At 52.4% G+C, this 23,372-nt stretch carries 23 protein-coding genes; 16 read left to right on the forward strand and 7 right to left on the reverse strand.

Annotation, left to right across the window (positions count from 1 at the left end; translation table 11 throughout):
• The first annotated feature begins 31 nt into the window (after window positions 1–31).
• The 3 genes from ACFOSD_RS04020 (at window position 32) to ACFOSD_RS04030 (ending at window position 2,729) form a co-directional block, all read left to right on the forward strand.
• Window positions 32–691 (forward strand): DUF2796 domain-containing protein, encoded by a 660-nt coding sequence (locus tag ACFOSD_RS04020; protein WP_380693284.1) that lies wholly within the window; start codon window positions 32–34, stop codon window positions 689–691.
• 80 nt (window positions 692–771) lie between these two features.
• Window positions 772–1,470 carry an ABC transporter ATP-binding protein gene (locus ACFOSD_RS04025; protein WP_380693282.1) on the forward strand — a complete coding sequence of 233 codons (699 nt, stop codon included), beginning with the start codon at window positions 772–774 and terminating at the stop codon, window positions 1,468–1,470.
• The gene (locus ACFOSD_RS04030) at window positions 1,470–2,729 is read left to right on the forward strand and encodes an ABC transporter permease (RefSeq protein ID WP_380693280.1); all 1,260 of its coding nucleotides are present in this window, start codon (window positions 1,470–1,472) and stop codon (window positions 2,727–2,729) included. The genes ACFOSD_RS04025 and ACFOSD_RS04030 overlap by 1 nt, the downstream gene beginning before the upstream one ends.
• Window positions 2,730–2,788: 59 nt before the next feature.
• Here ACFOSD_RS04030 and gabT read toward each other — a convergent pair whose 3' ends face one another.
• Window positions 2,789–4,069: a 4-aminobutyrate--2-oxoglutarate transaminase gene (gene gabT / locus ACFOSD_RS04035; RefSeq protein WP_380693277.1), complete on the reverse strand. Its 1,281-nt coding sequence runs from the start codon at window positions 4,067–4,069 to the stop codon at window positions 2,789–2,791.
• Between the two features lie 297 nt (window positions 4,070–4,366).
• On the opposite strand from gabT, the gene ACFOSD_RS04040 reads away from it, so the two are divergent.
• From ACFOSD_RS04040 to metF, 5 genes are all read left to right on the forward strand, one after another.
• A complete protein-coding gene (locus tag ACFOSD_RS04040) occupies window positions 4,367–5,377 on the forward strand; it encodes a sensor domain-containing diguanylate cyclase (RefSeq protein ID WP_380693275.1) in 1,011 nt (336 codons plus the stop codon).
• 75 nt (window positions 5,378–5,452) lie between these two features.
• Window positions 5,453–6,406 (forward strand): metalloregulator ArsR/SmtB family transcription factor, encoded by a 954-nt coding sequence (locus tag ACFOSD_RS04045; protein ID WP_380693273.1) that lies wholly within the window; start codon window positions 5,453–5,455, stop codon window positions 6,404–6,406.
• A 57-nt stretch (window positions 6,407–6,463) separates the two neighbouring features.
• On the forward strand, window positions 6,464–7,621 hold the full coding sequence (gene metK, locus ACFOSD_RS04050; protein ID WP_380693271.1) for a methionine adenosyltransferase: 1,158 nt from the start codon (window positions 6,464–6,466) through the stop codon (window positions 7,619–7,621).
• 71 nt (window positions 7,622–7,692) lie between these two features.
• On the forward strand, window positions 7,693–9,093 hold the full coding sequence (gene ahcY / locus ACFOSD_RS04055; RefSeq protein ID WP_380693268.1) for an adenosylhomocysteinase: 1,401 nt from the start codon (window positions 7,693–7,695) through the stop codon (window positions 9,091–9,093).
• A gap of 399 nt (window positions 9,094–9,492) precedes the next feature.
• On the forward strand, window positions 9,493–10,341 hold the full coding sequence (gene metF / locus ACFOSD_RS04060; RefSeq protein WP_380693266.1) for a methylenetetrahydrofolate reductase [NAD(P)H]: 849 nt from the start codon (window positions 9,493–9,495) through the stop codon (window positions 10,339–10,341).
• A gap of 130 nt (window positions 10,342–10,471) precedes the next feature.
• Here the strand turns inward: metF and ACFOSD_RS04065 are convergent, their stop codons facing one another.
• On the reverse strand, window positions 10,472–10,636 hold the full coding sequence (locus ACFOSD_RS04065; protein ID WP_380693263.1) for a hypothetical protein: 165 nt from the start codon (window positions 10,634–10,636) through the stop codon (window positions 10,472–10,474).
• A 155-nt stretch (window positions 10,637–10,791) separates the two neighbouring features.
• Here ACFOSD_RS04065 and ACFOSD_RS04070 point away from each other — a divergent pair, with 155 nt between their 5' ends.
• The 3 genes from ACFOSD_RS04070 (at window position 10,792) to ACFOSD_RS04080 (ending at window position 13,354) form a co-directional block, all read left to right on the forward strand.
• Complete coding sequence (locus ACFOSD_RS04070; protein WP_380693261.1) at window positions 10,792–11,472, forward strand: TIGR00153 family protein; 681 nt, start codon at window positions 10,792–10,794, stop codon at window positions 11,470–11,472.
• A 20-nt stretch (window positions 11,473–11,492) separates the two neighbouring features.
• Window positions 11,493–12,758: an inorganic phosphate transporter gene (locus ACFOSD_RS04075; RefSeq protein WP_380693259.1), complete on the forward strand. Its 1,266-nt coding sequence runs from the start codon at window positions 11,493–11,495 to the stop codon at window positions 12,756–12,758.
• Window positions 12,759–12,871: 113 nt separating this feature from the next.
• Entirely contained in the window at window positions 12,872–13,354 is a 483-nt protein-coding gene (locus tag ACFOSD_RS04080) for an NADAR family protein (protein ID WP_380693258.1), read from the forward strand.
• On the opposite strand, the gene ACFOSD_RS04085 is transcribed toward ACFOSD_RS04080, so the two are convergent.
• Window positions 13,317–14,522, reverse strand: a complete 1,206-nt coding sequence (locus ACFOSD_RS04085) for a DUF418 domain-containing protein (RefSeq protein WP_380693256.1) — start codon at window positions 14,520–14,522, stop codon at window positions 13,317–13,319. The two genes, ACFOSD_RS04080 and ACFOSD_RS04085, sit on opposite strands and share 38 nt — an antisense overlap.
• Window positions 14,523–14,696: 174 nt before the next feature.
• Here ACFOSD_RS04085 and ACFOSD_RS04090 point away from each other — a divergent pair, with 174 nt between their 5' ends.
• Window positions 14,697–16,520, forward strand: coding sequence for an HD domain-containing phosphohydrolase (locus tag ACFOSD_RS04090; RefSeq protein WP_380693253.1), 1,824 nt, complete (start codon window positions 14,697–14,699; stop codon window positions 16,518–16,520).
• A 15-nt stretch (window positions 16,521–16,535) separates the two neighbouring features.
• Here the strand turns inward: ACFOSD_RS04090 and ACFOSD_RS04095 are convergent, their stop codons facing one another.
• A complete protein-coding gene (locus ACFOSD_RS04095) occupies window positions 16,536–17,009 on the reverse strand; it encodes an EVE domain-containing protein (protein WP_380693250.1) in 474 nt (157 codons plus the stop codon).
• A 4-nt stretch (window positions 17,010–17,013) separates the two neighbouring features.
• On the reverse strand, window positions 17,014–17,667 hold the full coding sequence (gene can, locus ACFOSD_RS04100) for a carbonate dehydratase (protein WP_380693248.1): 654 nt from the start codon (window positions 17,665–17,667) through the stop codon (window positions 17,014–17,016).
• 229 nt (window positions 17,668–17,896) lie between these two features.
• Between can and ACFOSD_RS04105 the strand changes: the two genes are divergently transcribed.
• Window positions 17,897–18,775, forward strand: a complete 879-nt coding sequence (locus ACFOSD_RS04105; protein WP_380693246.1) for a hypothetical protein — start codon at window positions 17,897–17,899, stop codon at window positions 18,773–18,775.
• Between the two features lie 145 nt (window positions 18,776–18,920).
• Window positions 18,921–19,856: a tripartite tricarboxylate transporter substrate binding protein gene (locus ACFOSD_RS04110; protein ID WP_380693244.1), complete on the forward strand. Its 936-nt coding sequence runs from the start codon at window positions 18,921–18,923 to the stop codon at window positions 19,854–19,856.
• 71 nt (window positions 19,857–19,927) lie between these two features.
• Here the strand turns inward: ACFOSD_RS04110 and speD are convergent, their stop codons facing one another.
• The gene (speD, locus tag ACFOSD_RS04115) at window positions 19,928–20,740 is read right to left on the reverse strand and encodes an adenosylmethionine decarboxylase (protein ID WP_380693242.1); all 813 of its coding nucleotides are present in this window, start codon (window positions 20,738–20,740) and stop codon (window positions 19,928–19,930) included.
• A gap of 144 nt (window positions 20,741–20,884) precedes the next feature.
• Window positions 20,885–21,649 carry an exodeoxyribonuclease III gene (locus ACFOSD_RS04120; RefSeq protein WP_380693240.1) on the reverse strand — a complete coding sequence of 255 codons (765 nt, stop codon included), beginning with the start codon at window positions 21,647–21,649 and terminating at the stop codon, window positions 20,885–20,887.
• 170 nt (window positions 21,650–21,819) lie between these two features.
• On the opposite strand from ACFOSD_RS04120, the gene pyrE reads away from it, so the two are divergent.
• Both pyrE and ACFOSD_RS04130 read left to right on the forward strand, forming a co-directional pair.
• Entirely contained in the window at window positions 21,820–22,464 is a 645-nt protein-coding gene (gene pyrE / locus ACFOSD_RS04125; protein WP_380693238.1) for an orotate phosphoribosyltransferase, read from the forward strand.
• A 210-nt stretch (window positions 22,465–22,674) separates the two neighbouring features.
• Window positions 22,675–23,358, forward strand: coding sequence for a TVP38/TMEM64 family protein (locus tag ACFOSD_RS04130; protein WP_380693235.1), 684 nt, complete (start codon window positions 22,675–22,677; stop codon window positions 23,356–23,358).
• Window positions 23,359–23,372: the final 14 nt, after the last annotated feature.

The raw sequence follows: 23,372 nt of genomic DNA on the forward strand, positions 1-23,372 counted from the left end.
ATTTTTTAACGTCGCTTTAAGAGGAAATATCATGATTGCACGCGTTAAACCCTTAGCTTGGGCCATTTCATTGGGCGCTGGCCTAGCCTTGAGTACCGTTGCTACCAGCCATGATCATGGCCATTCACACGATGACGACCATGGTCATGAGCACGATGACGACCAGCGCCAGCTGGGTGCACACGTGCATGGCGTTGCCACCATGACCATCGCCCAAGATGGTGGGGACTTTGTGGTTGAATTGAACACACCCTCCATCAATGTGGTCAGCTTTGAACATTTGCCCAATACCGACGCTCAACGCTCGGAGCTGGAACAGGCACTGACGCTATTGCAGGATGCAAGCAACCTTGTGGAACTGACCCGTGCCGGAGCCTGTGAGTTAGAAGACATACACGTCACATCAGAGCAATTGGCGGCTATGGGCTACAGCTCGAGTGGTACAAAGGATGATCACGGACACGACCACGATGATCATGCACACGACGACCACGGGCATGATGAACGGCACTCGGATTTTGTCGTGGAATATACCTTCCATTGCGATGAACCCAGCCGTGTGATCGGCGCACATCTGCCGGTGTTTGAAGCGTTCCCAAGCTTCGAAACCATTGATGTACAGTGGATTGTAAACAGTCAGCAGGGTGCAGCGCGCGCCACAGCAGGCAGTAACGCTGTACTGTTCCGCTAAACAGGGTCTTTTAACCCAAATAGGTGTCGATCCAGTACAATCGGCTCGGCACCTTTTCAATTTCCCAACATGGGTTAGGCATGAGCACACAGACTGAACCAGCCATTCACGCCCACCAGCTACAATTCCGCTGGTCCAAACGTCAACCGACCGTACTCGACATCCCTGAGCTGCGTATTGATCAAGGTGAGCGCGTCTTTCTGTTCGGCCCATCGGGCTCCGGCAAAACCACGCTGTTGAATTTGCTGGCCGGTGTTACCCGCCCCACCTCTGGACAATTGCACGTGATGGGAGAGCCGATGCACCGCCTATCCGGCCGGAAGCGCGATCATTTTCGGGCACAGCACATTGGCATAGTGTTTCAACAATTTAATCTTATCCCTTATTTAACGGTGACCGACAACGTTCGGCTGGCTGCTCATTTGGGCGGTAAAAACGATGCCACCTGCACTGACCGTATCCATGACATGCTGCGCGCCCTAGGGTTGTCCGACCACCATTGGCGACGTCCGGCTCATGCCTTAAGCGTTGGCCAACAACAACGCGTAGCGGTGGCGCGAGCACTCATCAATAGTCCACAGTTGTTCATTGCCGACGAACCCAGCTCGGCACTCGATTCCGACCACCGGGATGAATTCATGCACCTGATGATGCAGGCCGCTGATCAACACAACAGCACGGTGATTTTTGTCAGCCATGATCGCGCCCTGCAAAGCCACTTCTCAAGGCACCTGGACTTGACCCAACTCCAACGAGCCGCCGTGCAGGAGACCGCATAATGAAAATGGTATTGGCGCGCAAAAGCCTATGGAATCGTCGCGGCACGGTGTTTTTAACCCTTATATCACTGACGATCAGTGTCGCGTTATTGCTGGGCATTGACCATCTGCGCAAAGAAGCACGCAACAGTTTCAGCCAAACCATTTCCGGCACCGACTTGATTATTGGGGCGCGAGCGGGATCTACCAACTTATTACTCTACAGCGTGTTTCGTATTGGCAACCCGACCAACAACATTACGTGGCAGAGCTATCAAGACATTGCGCGTCAATCGGCCGTCGAGTGGACCATCCCCATTACCTTGGGTGACACCCATCGGGGCTATCGTGTCATCGGCACCAACAACGACTACTTTGAATACTTTCGGTACGGCCGCACGAATAACCTTACATTTGCCCGTGGTGGACCCTTTACCGGACTCTTTGATGCCGTAGTGGGGGCTGAGGTTGCCCGCGCTTTGGGTTATAGCTTGGGCGATCAAGTCGTCATCAACCACGGTGGCGGCTCGGTGAGCTTCGTAAACCACGGTGATCTGCCGTTCACCATCACCGGCATCTTGGCCCCCACCGGTACGCCGGTTGACCAGTCGGTACATATCAGCCTCGAGGCTTGGGAGGCCATTCACATTGGCTGGGAAACGGGCATGCCCGGCCGTACGCCCTCGCCCGAGGAGATTTTGGCAATGGATCCGGATCGCTTGCAGCCCGATCAACTCACCGCATTTTTTGTCGGTGTGCGCTCTCCGGTACAGACCTTTGCCTTGCAACGTGCCGTCAACAATTATCGCAGCGAACCGTTACAGGCCGTGCTGCCCGGTGTAGCACTATCGGAACTCTGGCAGATGATTGGCATGGTAGAAAATGTTCTGTTGCTCATCGCCTTGCTGGTACTTATCGCTACCCTGATTGGCATGACCACGACGCTGCTTGCTTCCATGCGCGAACGGCAGCGCGAAATGGCGATCTTGCGCGCTTTAGGGGCGTCACCTTGGCTTATTTTCATGCTGATCGAATTGGAAGTGTTACTGATTACTTTGCTGGGTTTGTTGCTCGGTAGCGTACTGCTGTGGTTCTCAGTCACCGTCGCACAACCCATGCTGGTTAATGAATTCGGCTTGTTCATTTCGACCCAGGTTTGGCAGCCATACACGCTTTACTACGGCGCAGGTGTCTTGGGATTGGCCTTATTATTGGGCTTGATGCCCGCATTGGTGGCCTACCGGCGCGCACTGGCCGATGGGTTGGCGGTGACGCGGTAACATTCTCATAACAGCAAAGGGGCGTGGCGCCCCTTTTTTCCATTACTACTTTTCCATTACTACGCCAATTCGGCAAAACACTCGGCAATGATGTCCATACCCTGTTGGAATTGTGCATCCGGAATGGTCAGTGGCATCAGGATGCGCAGTACGTTTCCATAAACCCCGCACGACAGCAGGATCAGCCCTTTCTCACGTGCTTTGGCGACAATTTGCCCTGTTAACCCAGCCGCAGGCTTGCTGTGGTCACCGCCGTCAAACAGTTCAACCGCCACCATGGCGCCCAAGCCACGCACTTCACCAATAACAGCATGTTTTTCAGCCAGCGCGTTAAAGCCCGCAACCATCTGTTCACCCAGTGCTAAAGAACGGGCGAGCAATTGTTCTTCTGCAAAAACATCCATGGCCGCAATCGCCGCTGCGCACGCCAAAGGGCTGCCCGCATAGGTGCCCCCCAAACCGCCGGGCGCGATGGCGTCCATTATGTCTGCTTTACCACAGACTCCCGCTACTGGGAAACCACCGGCAATGGATTTGGCGAATGTCGTTAAGTCAGCCGCTACACCCATTTGCTCCATCGCAAAGAAGGTACCGGTTCGACCTGCGCCAGTTTGCACCTCATCGGCCACTAGCAAAATGCCGTGTTCATCGCATAAAGCGCGTAATTGCTGCATAAAGTCTTTTGGCGCTACGTAGAAGCCACCTTCGCCTTGCACTGGCTCAATTACAATGGCCGCAATGTCTTTAGCTTCCGCATCGTTTTTAAAAATACGGTGGATGCTGGCCATGGCGTCGGCGGTACTTACGCCGTGCAGCTCACACGGATATTGCGCCCGATAAACACCACCCGGCATCAACCCCATGCCCGCCGAATAAGGCGCTACCTTGCCGGTCATCGACAAGGTCATCATGGTGCGTCCATGATAGCCGCCGGTAAAGGCAATGACTCCGGCCCGGCCTGTCGCGGCACGGGCGATTTTCACCGCATTTTCCAAGGCTTCTGAACCTGTGGTCACCAACAGGGTCTTTTTATCAAAGTCACCGGGTACACGAGCGTTGATTTTTTCGCACAGTTCCACATAGGGTTCATAAGCCAATACTTGGAAACAGGTATGCGAGAAACGGTCCAACTGCGCACTCACAGCCGCTTTGATTTTGGGGTGTACATGCCCGGTGTTCAACACCGCAATACCGCCCGCAAAATCAATGTACTCTCGACCTTCAACGTCCCATACGGTGGCGTTTTCCGCGCGCTCGGCAAAAATTGGATGGATTTGCCCGACCCCACGTGGAACGGCATTTTGGCGACGTTGCATCAAAGATTGATTGGTTTTGGACATTGGAAATTACCTATTGCTAAACCCGTGTTGGGTCAGACTGTGTGTTTGATATATTGCACAGATTCTAGATGGATTGCCGAGACTGATCAATATATCGAACAAGGTTTTTGTTGTACAAAACCTGACCACACCGGAAAAATCTGCCACAATGCGCCGAAACAAAGCCTGAATAACGAGAGCAGTATCTAGGGAAGCTCTGAACTGCCAACCGAGAACCTTCAACGAATGGACAATACGCCGCCCAGAGAAGCGTCTAAAAAGGTCACGAATAAGTTGCTATTAAATCGTGACCAAAATATGGCGAACAAAATCATTCTGCGGATTTTTTGGCCCCGGCTTAGCGGCAATGTGTTAACGATGGTGGCCTTTTGGGCCGTGCTGTCCGAACTCTATCCGTCTGCTTCGTATTGGCCATGGCTGATCCTGCAACCGATACTTATTCCGTTGCTCACGGTTCTACACGTTAAATTCAGCAAAAACCCGATCCGTGCCGAGCAACTCAATCTGCTTGCTGATGGCATTCCTTTGGGGCTCTGGATTGTGTACATGCAATTCAACCTGCTGCCCAGCGCTTTATTGATGACGCTTATTGCCATGAACAACATGGCCTTCGGAGGGCCAAAAAACCTGCTGTATTCGTTAATTCTCATGGCCGTAGGCATCTTGGCTGGCGTGCTAATTTGGGGGATAGAATTACAGATTGGTGCCTCGGAGCGCGTCATTTTTGCCACCCTGCCTATTTTGGTCTACTACCCCATTCTAATGAGCACCCTGCTTTACAACTATTCGCGCAAATTGCGCCAACAAAAGCACCAATTGCGTCACCTCAGTACGCTGGATGATTTATCCGGACTATACAATCGGCGCTATTGGTCGTTGGCGGTGGAAACCTGGCTGGAGCAGAATCAATCAGGCACTTTACTCATGTTGGATCTGGATCATTTTAAAGCGATCAATGATCAACTGGGTCACGCCACGGGTGACACCGTGATACAGCGTACCGGAACATTGCTGCGCGACCAGATGCGCACAGATGACATTGCTGGGCGTCTTGGCGGCGAAGAATTTGGCGTACTGCTTCCTAACACCACAAGCAACGAAGCCTTGCACATTGCCGAACGCTTACGCCTAGGCATCGCGCAAGAAACGGCCGCTTTGTGTCAACCACTCAGTTGTACCGTCAGCATCGGCTTGGCCGAACGACAACCGACCGATACCTCATTGGAGATTTGGTTGGGTCGGGCAGATCGCGCACTTTATGCCGCAAAGGATCAGGGTCGAAACAACGTTACCGCCGCATTCAACTGACGCGCCTAAAATCTATATCAAAGTTTTTTGATATAGTTATTGACTCCGCCCGCTCGATCATTAGACTTGCGTTCTATGACCCAATCATCCCCATATGAAGCATGGGCGTTGCACCTTAAAGCTGCGGCCGACCCTTTGCGCTTACTGATTTTGCGTGTATTGCGTCAACAGTCGTATGGGGTGCTGGAACTGGTGCACATATTGGATATTCAGCAGTCGCGGTTGAGCCATCATTTAAAAGTGCTCACGCAGGCTGAATTGCTGACGCCGCGGCGCGAAGGCAATTCAATTTTTTATCAACGCATGCCGTCTATTGTGTCCTGGGTACAGACCCTGTACGCCACACTCGACGACTGGCCGCTGCCGCGTGAAGTGTTGCAACGCCAACAACAGGTCAGCGAAGAACGTCGGCAATTGGCAGAAGCCTTTTTCACTCGGCATGCCGGAGAGTTCAAAGAGCGTCAGGATCTTATTGCCGAGTATCCACAGTACGCCCAACAGGCTCTGGCACTGTTGGAGCATGCTGGGGTTCAGCATCATCACGCGGTTGAAGTGGGCCCCGGTTTGGGGGAGTTTTTGCACGAATTAGCGCGTCGTTTCAACCACGTTGATGCAGTCGACATCGCGCAAGAAATGCTAACGGTTGCGCAACAGAGAGCGACCCAAGATAACATTCGATTTTTTTGCGGTGATCTTGCCAAGTGGTTTAGCACGTACTCGCAGCACCCTGATTTGGTGGTCTACAACATGGTCTTGCATCATGTACCGGACCCCGCAACAGAATTGTCGCATGCCGGGAGTATTTTGTGCTCAGGCGGCCACCTTTTGGTGACGGATTTATGCCGGCATGAACACCAATGGGCACGTACCAGCTGTGGCGATCAGTGGCTGGGTTTTGCCGATGAAGACTTGATGAACTGGGCCAACGAAGCCGGGTTGATCTTGCAACAGCGCAGCGTCACGGCCTTGCGCAATGGCTTTCAGGTTCAATGTCTGCTGTGGCGAAAGCCAAGCACAGGAACCGAATAACTTTTTCGTTTATCCGTCCCAACCTTAGGACGCTCGACCACACAGGGCTACATCATTATGAAGCAATACTTGTTCACCTCTGAATCAGTATCGGAAGGACACCCCGACAAAATGGCCGACCAGATCAGCGACGCTGTTCTGGATGCGATACTGAAAGACGATGCGCACTCACGTGTTGCCGTTGAAACCATGGTGAAAACCGGCATGGTGATCATCGCCGGTGAAGTACGCACGAACACCTATGTTGATCTTGAAGACATCGTACGTGATGTGGTGCTTGATATTGGCTACAACAGCTCCGATGTTGGTTTTGATGGTGCCAGTTGCGCCGTACTGAACGCCATTGGCAAACAGTCTTCTGATATCGCTATGGGTGTGGACGAAGCCGAAGCAAAAGAACTCGGCGCGGGCGACCAAGGTTTGATGTTCGGCTACGCCACCAACGAAACCGATGTACTCATGCCAGCACCGATTTTCTATTCTCACCGCTTGGTACAAAAACAAGCCGAGGTGCGTAAATCCGGCAAACTGAGCTGGTTGCGTCCCGATGCCAAAAGCCAGGTGACCTTGCGTTACGACAATGGCGTACCGGTGGCGGTCGATGCGGTGGTGCTGTCGACCCAGCACAGCCCGGATATCAGCCAAGCGGAACTGCGTGAAGCGGTAATGGAAGAAATCATCAAACCCGTATTGCCAGCCGAATGGTTGCACAAAGACACCCTGTTCCACATCAACCCGACTGGCCAGTTCATTATTGGTGGCCCAGTGGGTGATTGTGGCCTGACGGGCCGGAAGATCATCGTCGACACTTACGGCGGCATGGCACGGCACGGTGGTGGTGCGTTTTCGGGCAAAGACCCTTCTAAAGTAGACCGTTCAGCGGCATACGCCGGGCGTTATGTAGCGAAAAACATCGTGGCCGCTGGCCTGGCTGACCGTTGCGAAATTCAGGTGTCTTATGCCATCGGCGTGGCGGAACCTACGTCCATCTCCATTGAAACCTTTGGCACCCATAAAGTGTCGGAAGACGTGATTGCTGAGCTGGTGCGTGAACATTTTGACCTGCGCCCCGGTGGCATCATCAGCATGCTGGATTTACGTCGACCAATCTATCGCGACACCGCTGCTTATGGTCACTTTGGCCGTGAACTGCCGAATTTCACCTGGGAAAAAACAGACAAAGCGGCTGCGTTAAAAGCCGCTGCCGGACTCTAAGCGGCCCTCTTTTTGGCCGCATAAAGGGCAATGCTCTGCATTGCCCTCATTTCAGACTGCGAGGAAACACCATGACCACCGCAACACAACTCAGCACCTTCACCGATTATAAAGTCGCCGACATCTCATTGGCTAAGTATGGCCGGGCAGAAATTGATATTGCCGAAACTGAAATGCCGGCCCTGATGGCGCTGCGCGAAAAGTACCGTGCGGAGCAGCCATTGAAAGGCGCGCGCATTATGGGTTGCATCCACATGACCATTCAAACGGCCGTGTTGATTGAAACCTTGATTGATTTGGGTGCTGACGTGCGCTGGTCATCGTGCAACATTTTCTCCACGCAGGATCACGCCGCCGCCGCCATTGCTGCTGCGGGCATTCCCGTTTTCGCTTGGAAAGGTGAAACAGAAGAAGAATTTTTGTGGTGCATCGAGCAGACTATTTTGGCTGAAAAAGACGGCAAAACACCGTGGAATGCCAACATTATCCTGGATGACGGCGGCGATCTAACCGAGATGGTGCACAGCAAGTACCCGCAAATGCTGGATAGCATTCACGGTATTTCGGAAGAAACCACCACTGGTGTACACCGCCTGCTAGACATGCTGAAGAAAGGCACGCTGAAAGTGCCCGCCATCAACGTGAACGACTCGGTCACGAAATCGAAAAACGACAACAAATATGGTTGCCGTCATTCTCTGAACGATGCCATCAAGCGCGGTACAGATCACCTCTTGGCAGGTAAAAAGGCTTTGGTGATTGGTTATGGCGATGTGGGCAAAGGCTCTGCGGCGTCATTGCGTCAGGAAGGTATGATCGTAAAGGTCACGGAAGTCGATCCAATCTGTGCGATGCAAGCCTGCATGGACGGTTTTGAAGTAGTTTCTCCGTACAAAGACGGCATCAATACGCAGTCGGCCGATGGCATCAATACAGAACTGCTGGCGACCACCGATATTCTGGTGACCACCACCGGCAATACGAATGTGTGCGATAAGTACATGTTGGCGGCGCTTAAAAAAGGTGCTGTGGTCTGTAACATTGGTCACTTCGACAATGAAATCGACACGGCCTTTATGCGCAAGACCTGGCAGTGGGATGAGATTAAACCCCAAGTGCACAAGATCTACCGCAGTGCGGACAAAGGCGATTTCCTAATTCTGTTATCCGAAGGCCGTTTGGTGAACTTGGGCAATGCTACCGGTCACCCGAGCCGTATCATGGATGGTTCATTTGCGAACCAAGTGTTGGCGCAAATGTATTTGTATGAGCAAAAATTTGCGGATCTGCCAGCCGCTGAAAAAGCCAAGCACCTGTATGTCAAGGTTCTGCCGAAGAAGCTGGACGAAGAAGTGGCTGCCGAAATGGTACGCGGGTTCGGTGGGGTGATAACTCAACTGACGCCCCAACAAGCCGAATACATTGGCGTAGAGGTTGACGGGCCCTTCAAGCCTAACGATTACAAATACTAAAAAGCAAAGCGATAGCTCCTTGGCTACTCGCCAAGAGCGTTGATGCCGGAGCCCTTGCGCGGATCGCCGTAAATACGTCCGTGTAGGCTCGCTGAACACATCCATGTGTTCAAACGTCCGCTACAGGGCTCCGGCATCAGCGCTCTTAGCTAAGTATCATGGCCAACTTTCAGCTTTGCTTTTCTGCAAGCGCTGGACGGATGAATTGCTAGACATATGGTGGTAGAAGGACTGAGTGGCGGACTTTATGCCTGCCGTTTTGATAGAGATGGGATGTGGTATTGGAAAGGTGGTAGGTAGGCATGGAGGTATGACAGACCTTATGCCGCCATGGATGGCGTTCCCATCGCCGTGATGAATGGCGTACCTAACGCCACGGAGCATCAGCAAAGAGTAATAATGACAATGAAAACACCCATTAGTTTTGAATTCTTCCCGCCGAAAACGGAAGAAGGCGCGGTGAAATTGCAGCAAGTGCATGCCGAACTCAGCACACTGAAGCCGGAGTTCTTTTCCGTCACCTATGGTGCCGGCGGCTCCACGCAAGAACGCACCATCAATACTGTGCTTGATCTGAATGCCAAAGGCATCAGCACCGCTCCGCACCTGAGTTGCATTGGCTCTACGACTGCCTTGTTGAAAGGTTTGTTGAACCGTTACCAAGCGCACGGCATTAACCGCATTGTCGCCCTGCGCGGTGATCTACCCTCAGGTATGGGCGGCGGAACAGGTGGGGATTTCAATCATGCAATTGATCTTGTCGCGTTCATCCGCAAAGAATATGGCGATGCCTTCCATCTTGAAGTCGCCGCCTACCCCGAAATGCATCCACAAGCAGGCAGCATAGAAAAAGATATTCAGCATTTTGTCGCCAAAGCCAAAGCTGGTGCCGACTCGGCCATCACGCAATATTTCTACAATGCGGATGCTTACTTCCATTTCGTGGATCGGATTCGTGCGATTGGCTGCGATATCCCCATTATTCCCGGCATCATGCCCATCACCAACTACAGCAATCTGGCGCGTTTCAGTGATGCCTGTGGGGCTGAAATCCCACGTTGGATGCGTAAACAACTGGAAGCCTACGGTGACGACAGCGCTAGCATTAAAGCCTTTGGCTTAGACGTTGTGAGCCGGTTGTGTGAACAACTGATTGCTGGCGGTGCGCCGGCCCTGCACTTTTATTCGATGAACCAGACCGCCGCCAGCAAAGCCATTTGTGACAGATTAGGACTCTCGCCTAATTGAGAAAATAATCGAATAAGCCCAGAGGCGAAAATTTGGCAAGGCAAGAAAGCCCAAGAACGCGCAGTTTACTTAATGTAAACGAGCATTTTTGGGCTTTCTTAACAACGCCAAATTGAGAAAAGGAGCTTATTCAACCCGTAATTTGGCAAACCTTGCACTCGCCATTCGTAGGCACACTGGTCTCCACATACCGCACCCGTCTTATTGGGCTGGTGCGATCCGGTTGAATCTGAAAACGCCGACCATCACGCTTGTCTTGCGCTACGTTTGCTTGAGGAATCGGGCAACTGGTCATGATACACCTCCGTTGAAATTGAATATTAGAATACTCTTAATTATAGACTTTGCAAGTTTCTTTTGCACCCGCCACCAACCAAATATGTCATTTTTATGTCATTTTTGTGTCAGCCAATTATAATGCCCGCCTGAACGATCTTGCGGAGTTTAGTTATGGGTATTGAAAGCCCCTTGTTCCAGTTGTTTGGGCAAAGCCCCATCCAACCGCTCACCAAACACATGCACCTTACCTTAGATTGTGTGAGTGTTTTGCCTGCCTTCTTTGCCGCGGCACAGAGTGGAGACTGGAAGAAAGCCACCCAGGTACGCAGCGAAATCGAGCAACATAAGCGTGATGCCGATGTCTTGAAGAAGGACATTCGTACCCACATGCCGAATCGCTTGCTGATGCCGGTCGCACGATCTGATTTACTCGAATTGTTGATTGCCCAGAGTCGTTTGGCGGGCTCGGCGAAACGCATTTCGGGTTTGGTTTTGGGCCGTGAGATGCACATTCCCGACAGTATCTATCCTTTGTCTAACGACTTTCTAGCGATGGGCATTCAGGCGGCTGAACAAGCGACGGTGGCGATTGATGAATTAGACAACCTTCTGGAAACCGGGTTCAGCGGTAAGGAATTGAAAACGGTCGAGGCGTTGCTCGCTAAGCTGGATGACCTGGAAGAGCAGTCGGATCAATTGCAAATTTCGTTACGGCGGAGCCTTAAAGGGTTGGAAGCCAACCTGAACCCCGTTGACGTGATGTTTATGTATCAGGTTATCACCGGTATTGGTCAGTTGGCCGATTTTGCTCAACGTGTTGGTCATCGACTGCAAATTTTGATGGCCCGATAAGCTACGCGACCGAGGTTTTTATGGCGATTATTGCTGAACACGCGAATCTTTTAATCTTACTGGCCTGTATCTTCGGGCTGTTCATGGCTTGGGGTGTGGGTGCCAACGACGTTGCCAACGCCATGGGGACATCAGTCGGCTCGCGCGCACTGACCATCACCCAGGCCATCATCATTGCGATTATCTTTGAATTTGCCGGGGCTTATTTGGCGGGCGGCTCGGTCACTTCGACGATTCGCAGCGGTATCATCGACGGTAATGCGCTGGCCAACGCTCCGGACATCTTTGTGTTTGGCATGCTGGCATCGCTCCTCGCGGCGGGCACCTGGTTGGCCGTGGCATCAACCATGGGTTGGCCGGTGTCTACGACGCACTCCATCGTGGGCGCCATCATCGGCTTTGGTCTGATCTACTTGGGTACTGAAGGCATTCGCTGGCCGCGCGTCTGGACCATCGCCGCGAGTTGGGTGATTTCACCGCTGCTCGCGGGGACCATGGCCTACCTCTTGTTCCGCAGTGTTTACCACCTCATTCTGAACACCGATGAACCCTTCGCCAACGCCAAACGCTACGTACCTTTCTACATGTTTCTCACCGGTTTCTTGGTCTCTATGGTGACCTTGTTGAAAGGTTTGACTCATGTCGGTTTGGATCTTTCGTTCACCGAGAGCGTGTTGTATTCCATTCTGATTGGTTTGTTGATTACCGCTTTGGGCAAGGTCTTGATCAGTCGAATTAAAGAAGATGTGGCCCTGACCGGGCGTCGTCGATTTGCCGGGGTAGAGCGGATATTCGCGATCTTGATGGTCTTCACCGCCTGTGCCATGGCGTTTGCGCACGGATCGAACGATGTGGCCAATGCGATAGGGCCCGTTGCTGCCGTGGTTTCTGTGGTGGGAGATGGCATGGTCACCGGGCAATCGCCGGTACCCAATTGGGTGTTGTTATTGGGCGCGCTAGGTATTGTTTTAGGCTTGGGCACGTACGGTTTTAAAGTCATGGGTACCATCGGACGTAAAATTACCGAACTTACGCCTTCACGCGGCTTTGCTGCAGAGCTGGCCGCAGCGTCCACGGTAGTCTTTGCCTCCGGAACGGGCTTACCCATCTCGACCACACATACGCTGGTGGGCGCTGTATTGGGTGTAGGCATGGCGCGCGGTATTTCAGCGCTGAACCTCAATGTGGTGGGTCGTATTGTGGTGTCTTGGGTGGTGACATTACCCGCGGGCGCCGGTTTGTGCATGATCTACTTCTTAATTCTGAAAGCCTCGTTCGGGGCCTAGTGGTATTCCGAGGCTGACACGGTTAACCGCCGCGTCAGCCTACGGAGCATTTGTTCCATGGCACACAATTCCGTAGACTGCAGCAGGTCGTTATTTCATTTTTGGAAATCGCTATGGCGCTGTTCCCTCCCACGCACGATGAAAATTCTGTACTCATCCAACGTTTAGACCCGCAAGAACCGCTGGGCTGCGCGATCATCCGCCCGTTTACGCTCGATGGTCATGAATGGCCAACGGCAGAACATTACTATCAAGCCATGAAATATCCGGACCGCCCAAGATTCCAGCAGATTTTGGCTGCACCCGATGTCGAAACGGCTCGGAAGATTGGCAAAGGCTGGCTAAAGCGCCCGCGCAGTGATTGGAAAAGCGTCCGCACCATCGTCATGACACGGGCAATCTACACCCAATGTCACACGTATCCGGACTTTGCTGATGCCCTACTGGAAACCGATGACCGTCCACTTATGGAGACGGCCCAATACGATTATTTCTGGGGCATTGGCCGTGATCAACGCGGGCAAAACCAGTACGGAAAAGTACTGATGAATGTGCGCACTAAGTTACGTTCCGAGCGTCAATCGGTGGCCTCTTAACGGCCCGACGCCAGAGTCGCTCGGCGGGTCCTATACCCCAACACTTCTCCCATTTAGGTACTTGCCAAAGCAGCAGCGCACTGATTCCAGCACCCAACAGCATGACCTCAGCTGGTGTGCGCTGTCCATACCAACCGAGTCCATGCCCATAAAAGAGCACACCGCACAGTAGCGATTGCAATAAGTACACTGACAAGGACCACCGCCCGAGGGCGGCCAAACGCAGAACCCAAACGGACGCTGAAGACCACGATAACAACACCAACAAGTACCAAAACGCCAACAGAAACGCCCCCATCTGTTGCAGCACTGGCTGATAGAATGACACCCAAGCCAGATCATCCGGAACACCGAAGACTCGGCTGAGCGCAACACCCAAACTGAGCACTAACCCCACAGTGCCAATGCCGATACCGGGCCACGATATTGGTTTGATCGGTGGTGCAACGCACCATCCCTGGCGCTGCAACAGCATGCCGATGATCATCAAGCTCAGCGTGTACCACAGGGTCCAGGTCACCAACACATCAAATTGCAACGTCCATGCATCCGGAGCCCGCACCGACCATTGCGCCCAAAACCCTTGCTGATAGCCCATAACTTTCGCCTGCAGCGTTTCCGCAGAGGGGTAAAGCAACGCGCGCATAGTCTGCAAGGTTGCTTCGTCCCACCGATCAACCGACTGCGCCGCCCACAGCAGAAGCCCGGTCGGCAGAGCAAAAAACAACACCGCAAAGCGAATCTGCCGCAAAGGAGACAGGGGCAAGAACCACCACGCCACGGCTCCTGTAATGGCATAGGTCACTAAGATATCGCCGTACCAAAATCCGTACGCATGCAATAACCCAATACACCCTAATATGGCCATTCGCTTCATGTGCGCCCATTTGGCTATCTGCCCATAGCGCTCTAAAAACAGTGCCATGCCGACACCGAACAATAGGCTCAATAAGGCGATAAATTTGCCTTCCATTAGCCCAATGGTCAGCACCAAAGCACCTTGATCCAACCCACTCAGATCCGGACGCTGTGAGGGATGGTAATGCCATTGCTCCGGGCCAGAGAACAAATGAATGTTCACCATTAGCACCCCTAAAACGGCAACACCTCGAATGAGATCCAGTTTCACGAACCGAGTATTGTCAACGGAGTCGGACAAAGTGGTCATAATCAATAAAATCCACGTGGATATTTGAGCACTAGTGCTTGAACAATTCTAATGACGGCCGATAAAGTACCATAATGCCGATGGATATTTCAGCACTGCCCGACCCGGTGAACAGTGCTATACTCGGTCGGGAAACAATGAACGGTCATGACATAACACTCAAGGGGTAGTCGGGTGGAACAAAAGGACACCGAAGGTCAGTTTATTACATCAACCAACGAAATCCTTCGTTTGTTTCGTCATGTGCAAGAAAAACTCTCGCCGGTGACCATCACGTTTCCGGGCATGGCGAAGAAATTGACCACCTATGTTGTGAACGTCGACAACGACAGTCGGCAGTTGTTGTTCGATGAAGTGCTGCCACTAACTGACAGTCCGCTGATGCAGGATGGTCGGCCGTTTAACCTAGAAACCTACTACGACGGCTGCCGGATTCGTGCCCGAAATATTAAGGCAATACCACGCAAAGACAGCGAAGGCAGTTACAGTTACCTCGTTGTTGCACCGGATGAAGTGCATTATTACCAGCGCCGCGCCGCATTTCGTGCTCAAGTCCGACGCACCCTCAACATTTGGGCCCACCTGCTGGACGACGGCGGCAAAGTAGTACGCGCCAAATTACGAGATCTTTCCGCCGAAGGGTGCAAGCTCGAAATCGATGGCAACTATCAGCATGTGTTAGAGAGATACAAAGAAGCCCAGCCGATAAAGTTCACCTTCCCTAATGGCACCAACATGACCCCTAAAGTCATTATGCGCCATGTGGTGTACGACGAAGCGCGGAAGATGACGCAGTGCGGCTGTCAACTCGGTGAACTTACGCCGGGTGAAGAGTCTCAGGTCGCCAATGTGGTCAATGAGCTGCAGCGCGACCACATTAATTTTGTCCGCAATGGCGGCAACCCGGAAGGCGTACCAGCCCTGTTTTTGCCACCGACACAGGACTCAGCGCGCGCCGCACTGGAAAGCAAATTAGAAGCCTTAGAAAACAAACCCGAACCCCCTGCGCCGACGGCGGCCGAGGTTAAAAAGTCCGAACAGGCAAAAGCCAAAGCCGTGCGAGCCCGTCAGTCTGGCCCCATTGATTATCGCGTGGCGCACCAAGCCGGGGTTTCGGCTGTACGCTCTCTGGTTGCCAAGCTCAGAGCGGAACAAGAATTGCCGATCAGCCAGGCCATGGAAGCCGCAGAGGATTTATCCGTCGCCTGGGAAACGGACCGCCAACCGCTGTTGATGCTAACCCGCATTCGCAACGGTCAGGATTTCTTATTTGAACATTCTGTCAGTGTTGGCTTGCAATTGGCCGATCAGGTGGTGCGCAGCCAACAAAAGGACGACTCCGAGCTGGTACGAAAACTGATTTTTGCGGGCATGGTCCATGATCTGGCTAAATCCCTGCTGCCTGATGGCGTGCAGGAAACCCGCGTTAAATTACCGCCGGACCGTAACGCCTTGCTGCAAAAGCACGCCCAAAAGGTGCGCAGCATTCTGGCGACGATGCCCAATGTACCCAAAGAAGCGGTGATGGTGGCCACGCAGAATTTCGAGCGACTCAACGGCAGCGGTATTCCTGATGGACTCAGGGCAGATGAAATTCACCCGCTGGGGAAAATGGCCGCGGTGATCGATGTACTGGACATGTTGGCCAACCGCGTTGGGCGTGATGTGTATTACCACCCGGTTTTGGCGTTTAAAGCCATGTTGAATTTACCGCAAGAACTCGATTCAGATTCCGTTAAGAAGGTCATTCGCTATCAAGGTCTCTATCCGTTGGGTGCGACCGTTAAACTGTCCAACGGTTACATCGGCTTGGTGATGCGCCACAATGACGACAGCAAACCAACACATGCACGCTTGGTTTACAATCTGGCTGATCAATCCCATTTCCCACCACGAGATATTGAATTGGCCAGCAGCGGTGTCACGGTTGAAGCGCCTGCCGATCCGGTAAAACTGGGCTTGAGCAATTCGTTATTGCGCCTGCCCTTGCAAAACTAGGCGGATACTCACCGCTCAATCCGGCCGCTGGTTGAGCCCCAATTCGGTGATAATGCGCCATTCTTCGGGACGCACCGGCGTGATGGATAATCGGCTACGCTGCAATAACATCATCTGCTGCAAATCAGGATACGCGCGCAACGTTGCCAAGGGCACTACGTGCGCAAACTTACGTACAAAGCCAAACCGCCGCAGATACCAACGCGGCTTTTCTGCCGTCGCCTTCGGGTCGAAATAGCGGCTTTCCGGGTCAAACTGCGCAGGATCTGGCATAGCGTCTGACAACACTTCCGCCAGCCCAGCAACGCCCACATCCTTACAACTGCTGTGGTAGAACAGCACCTGATCGCCAATCTGCATATCGTGCCACATGAAGTTGCGCGCTTGGTAGTTGCGCACGCCGTCCCAAGGCTCGCCAGCGGCACCGCGCGCTGCCAGATCATCGATACTGAACGCATCCGGCTCGCTTTTGATCAACCAATAGTTCATGACATCAACCACCCGTTTTCATTTGCTCAGTGGTGTTCATGTGGTAAATCGCGGGCAGTGCTTCGGCACCACTTTGGGTTACTTCGAGATCCTGCAGAATGCCGTCTTGAATGGCGTAAATCCAACCATGCAGATGCAGTTCCTGTCCGCGTGCCCAAGCACGCTGCACAGCCTTGGTTTTAGCCAGATTATTCACCTGTTCAACCACGTTCAGTTCGCACATGCGATCCAATAGTTTGTTGGCTGGCAAGCCCTTCAAACTCGATTCGTGCTTCGCGTACAGATCTTTAATGGAGCGCAACCAATTATCAACAATACCGTATTCTTCATTGGTTAATGCCGCCTGCACCCCACCGCAGCCATAGTGCCCGGCGACAATCACGTGTTTCACCTTGAGAATGTCTACCGCATACTGCACGACACTCAAGCAGTTGATGTCGGTGTGAATAACCTGATTGGCAATATTACGCTGTACAAAAATTTCACCTGGCGGCAGGTTCACAATTTCATTGGCAGGCACACGACTGTCCGAACAACCGATCCACAGGATCTCGGGCTTTTGTTGCGCCGCCAACCGCGCAAAATAGTCCGGGTCACCCTCCAGCTTTGTTGCCGCCCATGCTTGGTTGGCCGTCAACAAATGATTCAAGTTGTTCAAGACATCGTCTCCTTCATGTTTCCGTTATTGTTTCAGTATACATGGTGCAAACCAATCGACCTTGAGAAAAAGTGCTGTGAATCCGAATGCACCAAGCAGTTTAATGCAGAGCGTCCTTAATGTTTTGATACATTCTGTCACTCGATTTCAGCGATGAACAGTGAACAATATGACCTTAATTCGACCCTACAATAACAATCGGGCGATTAAGCCTCATTAGGTATCCACCATGCTGAACTCTTCTCGAAGATTCTTCCTGACGCTACTGTGCGTGCTGTATAGCCCGTGGTTAATGGCCGATAACGTGGTCCTCGTCTCCAGTAATGCCTTCCAGGATTATGAACGTTTTTTAAACGGCCGTGATCCCGTCAGCATTACGGATTTCAGTGGGCCGTATTCGCGCCGGGATGTGGTGGAAATGGTATTGGTTAAGCAAGCCCTGCACCTTTCGGGCGTTGCCGTACCGTTCACCTTTGCCGCCGAAGACGACCCCGACCGCATCATTGAGGCTCTTCGAGACGGCTCGGCACTGGCCGCTGGTAACACCTTCTGGCTCGATCATTTAACACCGCATTATGATGAACTCAGAATCACCACAGCCCTAATCAATCGTGGTGAATTCGAGGTCGGCTTTTATGTGCATCCCGACGCTGTGGTGCGGGAAAATTCTGACCTGCGCTCACGCCGTCAGATATCGACCGCGCAATGGAAGCAAGACTGGGATTCCTTACATTCACTGGGCTTCGATGCGCTGCTGCATTGGGACACCTGGCCCGACCAAGTGAATGCCGTGATGACCGGCGACATCAGCTTCCTTTTAGCGCCGTTTCAGAACGGCGACGACATGGTGTTACAGCTCGGTGAAAACAGGCTGGTGCCTATTCCTGGCATCAAACTCGGCCTGATTGGCAGTCGGCACATGGCGGTGTCGCGAGCGCATCCGGACGGTGCATTGTTCAATTCCGCGCTGCAACTCGGCTTGTTGCGGCTGAAGCGAGAAGACCGTATTCGCCAAGCCTATCTTGATTCAGGATTCCTACACCCGGGTGTCACCGACTGGGTACTCATCAATGCCCCCGGCACCAATACGGCGTGGCAGGTGAATTAAGGCGCTGGACAACCTTAGGGATGCTCAATTAGAGTGATGGTGTCATCAGCACCTATAAAAATCGCTGAGACACGCATTCGGTACGATGGTGAAACGTCCGAGCCGAAGCCTAAAGATGCCGATTACTCTAACTGGAATCCTCGCCATGAACCTTATGCGATCATTGGTTTTACTGTGCGCACTGTGCGGTAGCTGTTATGCCTTAGCCACGACGTTCCCGAATCGCCCGCTTACCTTAATGATTGGCTTTGACCCCGGTGGCAGCACCGACGTTCAAGCTCAGGTACTGGCCACCATTTTGACCGAGAATCTCGGGCAGCCGGTAAACGTACTCCATCAACCCGGTGCTGGTGGTGCTGTTGCCGCAGCCATGTTGGCGAACAGTCCAGAACAAGGCTATGTGATGATGTTCAGCTCATCGCATCCCTTTACCTTCACGCCACTGGCGTCGTCGACCTCCTATGACACCACCGATTTTCGCTTTATCAATAGTCTGGCGATCCAGCAATCGGTTTTGGTCAGCGGTGGTGTTATGCCCTACTCCGACTGGGCAGGTTTCCTTGCCTATGCACGCCAACGACCTGAAGTCACCTTTGCCTCGCAAACCCCACAAGATCGCTTTGTCGTTCGCCTCATTGCCCAAAAGGAAAACTTGAATATCCGTTTTGTACCAACCAGTGGTGGCTCGGGCTCATCGCCTTTGGTGCTGTCAGGCGATGTGGATTTTGCCTACAGCGGCGGCTCTCATACGGCCTATACCGATGACGGCCAGATGAATGTCTTGATGGCCTTATCCACCAACCGGCTGGAAGGCTACCCCGATGTTCCCGCCATACGTGAACTGGGCTATGCGTTTTCCGATGACATTTTGCGGGTGGTGGCTGTGCCCTCGAACACGCCCGACGAGCAGGTCACCATACTCGCGCAAGCATTAGAGAAGGCCGCCAGGGATCCACGTTTCCAAGCCGTTTCACAACGCCTGCGCTTGCCCATTGCGGTGTACAGTGAGACGGAGCTGGACGATATTTTCCGGGAACAAGTCGAAGGTTATCGACATTTGATCCAGGCGTTTGGTGAATAGCCAGTACGCACCTATGCAGCACGCATAAAAAAGCCCGTGCAATTACGGGCTTTTTTCTCAATGGGCCACCACTATTCGGACTTTGCCTGTGGCCCTTCACTCAAGTTCCGTGAATAAAAGATTTCCTGCATTTCGCGCCGGATACGACGTTCGATTTCCGTCAATTCCGCCTCATCGAACTCATTACTGCCTGAACCAAACAGATATTGTTCAATGTCAAAATCCTTCATCATCATCTTGGTATGAAAGATGTTTTCCTGATACACATTCACATCAATCATCTCGAACTTTTCTTTAGTATCTTCGTCCATGTAGTTCTGAATCGAGTTGATCTTATGGTCGATGTAGATCTTCTTACCATCTTCCATGCGGGTAAAACCGCGTACTCGGTAATCCATGATTACGATGTCTGAATCAAACGAGTGAATAAGAAAGTTCAGGGCTTTCAACGGTGAAATGACGCCACATGTGGACACATCAATATCGGCACGAAAGGTACTGATCCCACTATCCGGATCACTCTCCGGGTAGGTGTGAACGGTAATGTGGCTTTTATCGAGATGACCGACTACGGACTCAGGCAGCGGGCCGGGCGTGGGGGTCAACTCTTCCGGGTCGGGTGCTACGGGATGTTCGGCGATCAGAATGGTGACACTGGCACCCTCTGGCTCGTAGTCCTGGCGGGCAATGTTCAGCACGTTGGCACCGATGATTTCCGTCACTTGTTCTAAAATAGCGGTCAAACGGTCCGCATTATAGAGGTCGTCAATGTACTGGATGTACTCCTGGCGATGACGTTCGGTCTTAGCGTACGCAATATCATAGATATTGAAGCTGAGTGACTTGGTTAGGTTATTGAACCCATGCAGTCGCAATTTGTCCATTCTTCACGTGCCCTCCGCACCTTCGGGTGTATCAGGGTGGCAACTGGCTAGCCCAGGCCACGATTTGGGGGCGCAATTATGGAGAGTTTTACCGCCCCTGACCAGACTTTGAAGGGTGTTTAAGGTTGCTTTTTGTGAATGACGTTAGTCGAAGTCGTAATCCACTTCCAACAAACAATGCGGTGACACTCTGGGTTCCGTCAGAATGCGGGCATCAAAGACATAGTCCGCCAAGTTAGGCGTAATGATCTGGTAGTCAATTCGGAGCCCGTTACGCTGGGCTTCATCATACGGCCACCACGTGTGCTGCTTTTCTTTACGATTGACCAAACGAAAGGCGTCGACATAACCCATGGGCCCGAACACTTGATCCATCCACGCCCGTTCTTCCGGCAAAAAACCGGAGGAGCGCTGATATTCTTGCCAATTGCCCAAATCAATCGTCCGATGGGCAATGTGATACGTGCCGGCAAAAATGAATTCCCGACGCTTGCGGCGTGTCTTCTTTAAGTGGTTCAGGAAACTTTCCATGAACGTAAATTTGAGGTCTTGCTCATCTTCATCATCGGCCGTGACTCGCGGGAACAAGACTGAACAGATGCTGAATTTTTCAAAATCCGCTTGCAGGAAGCGCCCTTCCATATCGCACTGTGGAAAGCCAAGCCCGCGAATAACCGCCTTGGGCATCTCTTTAGCATAGATACCTACACCGCCCATTTTCGGGTCGTCGGCATCGAAGAAAAAGGCGTTATAGCCGGGAACTTCCATCAGACTATCGGGAATGTCGCGTTCACGAATGCGAATGTCCTGCACACAGACTACGTCAACACCCGAATGCTCAAGCCAATGCGCGAAACCACGGTCCGCCGCATTGATTAAGCCGTTGACGTTGATACTGACAATCTTCATGCAATTACCTAAAAGGGAAAATCCATTCGTTAGCGAGAAAAGTAGTTCCCGCAGGAACTCAATAAGTATGTGCTATTGTATGCTGCTCGCCACCCAATGTCACAAGCGTTTATACTGTCTGCAATCAGTAAACCTTTACATTTAAGCAATCTAATACGGACCTTTCGACAATGCAAACCTACCAACGTGACTTCATTGAATTTGCCTTGCACCGTGGCGTGTTGCGCTTTGGCGAGTTTACCTTGAAGTCTGGCCGCACCAGCCCTTATTTTTTTAACGCGGGATTGTTTCAAACTGGTGAAGACTTGAGCCGTTTGGGCGACTTCTACGCGGCGGCGTTACAAGCCAGTGGGTTAACCTATGATTTGTTGTTCGGCCCCGCTTATAAGGGCATTCCTTTAGCGACGGCGACCAGCATTGCATTGTATCGCAACCACCAAGTAAACACGCCCTATGTGTTCAATCGCAAAGAAAAGAAAGACCATGGCGAAGGCGGCAACTTGGTCGGCGCACCCTTGGCGGGCAATACGGTGATCGTTGATGATGTGATTACTGCGGGTACGGCCATTCGAGAGGTGATGGACATCATTGCGGCTTACCCTGAGGCCCGCCTGAGCGGAGTCTTAGTGGCCTTAGACCGCCAGGAACGTGGAAAGGGTGCACGTTCAGCGATCCAAGAAATTGAAGCCGATTATGGTGTGCCGGTGGTGTCTATCGTCAGTCTGAATGACTTATTAATCTTCCTTCGTGACCAGCCTGAACATGCCGAACACTTACCGGCGGTTGAAGCCTATCGCGCCGAATATGGCGTATAAAGGAACTAAAGCACAAGCCAACTGTCTCAGCAATGCAGATACGAAACACCTGCACCGCTGACCAGTAGAGCCTATTCGGGCACGCCGTGAACCCATCCATGGGGGCTTGGCGGCAGCCGTCCAGGCTGCCGACATCCCGAATAGGCTCTACTGGTCAGCGTCGCGGTGTCTGCATACCTTCATACCTATGCACTTAAAAGACAGGATACGATGAAAAAACTGATTCTCTTGGCGGCCTTAGCGGGTCTTGTTGGCCTGTATGTATTTTTCGATGTGGGTCAGTACATCAATCTCGCGTATCTCAAAGCGCAGCAAGACAACCTGAACCAGTTCTATGTTGAACACCGCCTGTTGATGGTAGCGGGTTACATGGCGCTGTATGTGTTGATGGCTGCGTTGTCATTGCCGGGCGCGGCCATTATGACGTTGGCGGGCGGGGCTATTTTTGGCTTAGGCGTGGGCTTGGTCGCGGTCTCGTTCGCTAGCTCAATCGGGGCTACATTGGCCTTTTTGGTGGCGCGCTTTTTACTGCGTGATAGTGTGGAAAAGCGCTTTCCTAAACAGCTCGCGTCCATTAATGCCGGTGTTGAGCGCGAAGGGGCGTTCTATCTTTTTACTTTGCGCTTGGTGCCCATTTTTCCGTTTTTCATCATTAATTTGTTGATGGGGCTAACCGCCATTCGAGTTTGGACTTATTACTGGGTCAGCCAGGTCGGTATGTTGGCGGCCACAGCCGTGTATGTGAACGCGGGAACTCAAATTGCGCAGATTGAGTCCTTACAAGGCATTGCATCACCGACGCTGTTGTTATCGTTCGCGTTGCTGGGCATTTTCCCTTTGCTTGCCAAGCGGATCGTCGGTTTCTTGAAAAAGCGGGCCAACGCGCCCGCCTAAATCGTTCAACGTGG

Source organism: Salinispirillum marinum, from assembly GCF_042650105.1.
GTDB lineage: Bacteria > Pseudomonadota > Gammaproteobacteria > Pseudomonadales > Natronospirillaceae > Salinispirillum > Salinispirillum marinum.